This is a genomic window from Acidiphilium sp. PM (genome assembly GCF_000219295.1).
Classification (GTDB): domain Bacteria; phylum Pseudomonadota; class Alphaproteobacteria; order Acetobacterales; family Acetobacteraceae; genus Acidiphilium; species Acidiphilium multivorum.
The window spans coordinates 1-4,216 of record NZ_AFPR01000234.1; the positions used below are offsets into that span (position 1 = coordinate 1).

Below are 4,216 nucleotides of genomic sequence, written 5' to 3' on the forward strand. Positions count from 1 at the left end.
CCGCGTTCCCAGACGCGCAGGCGGATGCGGTCCGGCGCGTCGATCCGGGCGAAGCCGATATTGGCGCGCTCGGGGAAGAGGCGGGCGTGTTCGAGCTTGGGGCCGATCGTCTCGATCTGCAGGTGGGTCAGGTCGTCGACGAAGAAGGTGGCGTGGGGGTTGCCCATCGAGCAGGCGGCGGGGTTCTGCACCGGGCCGAGGGCGAGGCGGAGCGAGAGCGTGTCCGCCGGTTCGGCCAGGGGAATGTCTTCCCAGCCGAGTTTCGGCGCGCCCATGTCGACCTCGACCAGGGTGGGGCCCTTGATTTCGGCGGGCAGCAGGCCGGCATTGGTGCGGATGGCGAGGCGGCGGGCGCCGGTTTCGCCGGCGAGCAGGGCGGCGACGCAGCGCGTGGCGTTGCCGCAGGCGCCGGATTCCGAGCCATCGGCGTTGAGGATGCGCATGAAGGCGGCGGCGCCGTCGTCCGGCTCGATCAGGATGATCTGGTCGCAGCCGACGCCGCGGTGACGGTCGGCGATGCGGGCGGCGGCGGCGGGGGCGAGGTCAAGCGGGTGCGCGCGGGCATCGAGAACGACGAAATCGTTCCCGGCGCCGTGCATTTTCAGAAAGGGTCGGGCCGCTGCCATGCGGTTCGTATATGGCGTCGCGGCGCGGCGCGGAAGGGGGCGCTATTCGAGGGGGAGCGTTGCGGTGACGGCGGCGAGGCCGGGGGCGACGCGGCGGGCGCGGAGATAGAGCGCCGTGCCGATCAGCGCCATCACCGCGCCCTGGAACAGCGGCTGGACGTAGAAGGGCGCGTGGGGCAGCACCAGCACCGAGCGGATCAGCGCGATGGTGACGACGATGGAGAGCAGGGCGACGGGCACGACCATGACGCCGCGGCGGAAGGGCTCGGACCAGCCATGGCTGGCATGGCGCGGGTTGTAGCGCAGGTTGAGCGCGGCGCAGGCGACGGCGAGCCAGACCAGCAGGATGGTGACCGAGCGGGCGACGATGCCGAAGGCCCAGCCGATATAGGTCGCCTGCACGAGGAAGAGCGAGGCGAGCACGACGGTGAGGGTGAGGGCGGCGACCGGGGCGCGGCGGCGCGAGGTTTCGGCGAAGCGGGCGGGGATCAGCCCGTCCTCGGCCCAGGCGAAGAGCATGCGCGAGGTGACGACCATCTGCGGCGCGAGCGTCTTGCCGACGATGAGCGCGATCACGAGGTCGAGCGCCGCGGCGAGCGGGCGCGGGGCGGCGAGGCCGATGATGCCGGGGGCGGTGACGAGGGAGGCGTGCTTGTGGCGGATGAGGTCCAGCGCCGCCCACCAGGGCACGGCGTGCAGCAGTGCTGCGGCGACCAGCGAGAACAGCACGACCGAGGTGAGCCAGGCGATGACGATGCCGCGCGGCATCACGGTTTCGGCGTGTTCGGTCTCGCCCGACAGGGCGGGCGCGCCGGACAGCCCGCCATAGGCGAAGATGAACAGGGTGCAGACGGCGAGGAAGGCGTGCGCGTCGAAGGGCGGGGCGGCGGCGGGGCGGGCGAAGGCGATGCCGGTGCGCGCCGCGGCGGTGTGCAGCAGGGCGGCGGGGTCGGCGGCGAAGCCGATGACGCCGACGGCGAGGGCGGTGACCACGACGAGCGCGAGCAGGATGACGACGAGGCGGCCGTAATCGCGGATGCCGGCGACATGGATGCCGTAGATGATCCAGAGTGCGGCGAGGCCGAGGACGAGATGGCCGGGCTTCGAGAGCAGCAGGTGGCCGGCGGCGAAGCCGGCATTGACCATCGCGTTGCCGAGGAAATTGCCGAAGGCGAAGGCGATGAAGCCCATCGCCGCGGTGATGCTGGCCCACCAGACGAAATGCAGGATGAAGCCGAGCGGCAGGTTGAGGGCGCGCACCGTCCAGACATAGGACGAGCCGGCGCGCGGCATGGCGCGGGAGAACCGGGCGTAGAGGAAGACCTTCAGGAAGATGACGAGGCCTGTCGCGAACATCGCCAGCGGCACCAGCGCGCCGATGCCGGGATAGACGCCGAGGCTCTGGGGGACGACGAAGTTGATTCCGGCGCCGTATTCCTGGGTGACGGCCGAGGCGACGACGGCGGCGAGGCCGAGGGTCTTCGCGAGGCGGAAGCCGGAGGACGCGCTCATGCCCGGCGGCCCCTCGCGGGTGCCGCGGGTTTGGGGGTGAAGACGCACCATTGCGCGCCGGGGCAGCGCCAGCATTCGGGCTGGCGGGCCTTGCAGACATAGCGCCCGTGCAGGATCAGCCAGTGATGGGCGCGGCGCAGCAGGTCGGGCGGGATGCGCCTGACCAGGCCGTCCTCCACCTCGCGCACGGTCTTGCCGGGGGCGAGGCCGGTGCGGTTGGCGAGGCGGAAGATGTGGGTGTCCACCGCCATGGTGGGCTGGCCGAAGATTTCGTTGAGCACGACATTCGCGGTCTTGCGGCCGACGCCGGGCAGGGCCTCGAGCGCCTCGCGCTCGGCGGGGACCGCGCCGCCATGCCGCTCGACGAGGAGCTCGGCGAGGGCGGCGACGTTCCTCGCCTTGGACTGCCAGAGGCCGATCGAGCGGATATGCGGGCCGATGCCCTCGGCGCCGAGGGCCGCCATCGCCGCCGGGGTGGGGGCGGCGGCGAACAGGCCGGGGGTCGCCTTGTTCACCGCGGCGTCGGTCGTCTGCGCGGATAGGACGACGGCGACGAGCAGCGAGAACGGGTCGGCGTAGTGGAGCTCGGTGCGCGGCTCGGGGTTGCCGGCCGAGATGGCTTCGAGGAAGGGGCGGATATCCGCCGTTTTCATCCTGCGCACGCGGGCCTGCGGGACGGTGGGGCGGCGCTTGGGGGGCTGTTCGGTGGCGGTCGGCATCCGCGATTTGTGCGGGGCGGGGGGGATTTTGGCAAGCATCCATGCTTGCGGAATGCGCATTCGATGCGAAGATAACGTCATGGCGGAAGCGTTGGGTATGGCCGGACAGGGACGGCCGATTTTCCAGGCGGTGCTGACGCCGCACCGGAGCATGAGCCGGCGCGGCATGTTCGTCGTGTTCGGGGTGATGGCGACCGGCTCGTTGCTGGTGACCAGCCTGATGTGGCGGCTGGGCGCGATGCCGGTGATCGGGTTCAACGGGGCCGATCTCATCCTCGCCGTCACGCTCTACGGGATGAACATGCGCGGGGCGAAGGCGTCCGAGGTGATCGTGCTGACCGACGAGGCGCTGACCATCACCCGCACCACGCCGGGCGGGCGCAGGAGCGAGGTGCGGCTGGAGGCGGGGTGGCTGCGCGTCGATGTCGAGGAACAGGCGGGGACCAATCCGATCGTCTCGGTGGCGAACCGGGAGGCGCGGCAGATCGTCGGCATGGCGCTGGGGGATGCGGAGCGGCGGGATTTCGCCGATGCGCTGAAGGCGGCGATCCACCGGATGCGCTCGCCGCGCTTCGACAATCCGCAGACACGGGGCTGAGTTCCGCCGGCGGGCGTTGCCGCCGGCGCCGACGGCGTGTTCACTGCCGTTCCCTTTTCGCGGAATTCCGGCATGAAACTTCCCCTGCTCGCGCTCATCGTCGCGAGCTTCGCCATCGGCACGAGCGAGTTCGTCATCGTCGGGCTGGTGCCCGATCTCGCGCGCGATTTCTCGGTCTCGATCCCGCGCGCGGGATTCCTGGTCAGCGCCTATGCGCTGGGGGTGAGCTTCGGCTCGCCGTTCCTCGCGGTGCTGGTCGGGCGGTGGCCGCGCAGGGCGGCGCTGCTCGGGCTGATGGGCGTGTTCGTGCTGGGCAACGCGCTCTGCGCGCTGGCGCCGGGCTATGACACGATGCTGGCGGCGCGGGTGGTCACCTCGCTGTCGCACGGGGCGTTCTTCGGGATCGGCTCGGTCGTCGCGGCGGAGCTGGCGCCGCGGGAGAAGCGGGCGCGGGCGGTGGCGCTGGTGTTTCTCGGCCTCACGCTCGCCAATGTGCTCGGCGTGCCGGCGGGCACCATCCTCGGCCAGGCGGCGGGATGGCGGGCGACCTTCTGGGTGGTGGCGGCGATCGGCCTCGTCGCGATGGCGGCGATCGCGCTGCTGCTGCCGCGCGACCTGCGGGCGGGATCGGCCAGGCTGCTCAACGAGGTGCGGATTCTCGGACGGTCGCAGGTGCTGCTCGCCATGCTGATGGCGGTGCTGAGCTCGGCGAGCCTGTTCAGCGTGTTCACCTATATCGCGCCGATGCTCGAACGGGTGGG

At 71.3% G+C, this 4,216-nt stretch carries 5 protein-coding genes; 2 read left to right on the forward strand and 3 right to left on the reverse strand.

Annotated features, from left to right (window positions below; all coding sequences use genetic code 11):
* From dapF to nth, 3 genes are all read right to left on the reverse strand, one after another.
* The coding region (dapF, locus tag APM_RS10300; protein WP_007423312.1) for a diaminopimelate epimerase at nucleotides 1–599 on the reverse strand (599 nt) is incomplete at its 3' end.
* A 69-nt stretch (nucleotides 600–668) separates the two neighbouring features.
* On the reverse strand, nucleotides 669–2,138 hold the full coding sequence (locus tag APM_RS10305) for an APC family permease (RefSeq protein ID WP_007423315.1): 1,470 nt from the start codon (nucleotides 2,136–2,138) through the stop codon (nucleotides 669–671).
* Nucleotides 2,135–2,857 carry an endonuclease III gene (gene nth / locus APM_RS10310; RefSeq protein ID WP_039888279.1) on the reverse strand — a complete coding sequence of 241 codons (723 nt, stop codon included), beginning with the start codon at nucleotides 2,855–2,857 and terminating at the stop codon, nucleotides 2,135–2,137. The genes APM_RS10305 and nth overlap by 4 nt, the downstream gene beginning before the upstream one ends.
* Nucleotides 2,858–2,936: 79 nt before the next feature.
* Between nth and APM_RS10315 the strand changes: the two genes are divergently transcribed.
* Nucleotides 2,937–3,455: a DUF2244 domain-containing protein gene (locus APM_RS10315; RefSeq protein WP_231295282.1), complete on the forward strand. Its 519-nt coding sequence runs from the start codon at nucleotides 2,937–2,939 to the stop codon at nucleotides 3,453–3,455.
* Between the two features lie 72 nt (nucleotides 3,456–3,527).
* A partial coding sequence (locus APM_RS10320) for an MFS transporter (protein WP_007423316.1) occupies nucleotides 3,528–4,216 on the forward strand: 689 nt, incomplete at its 3' end.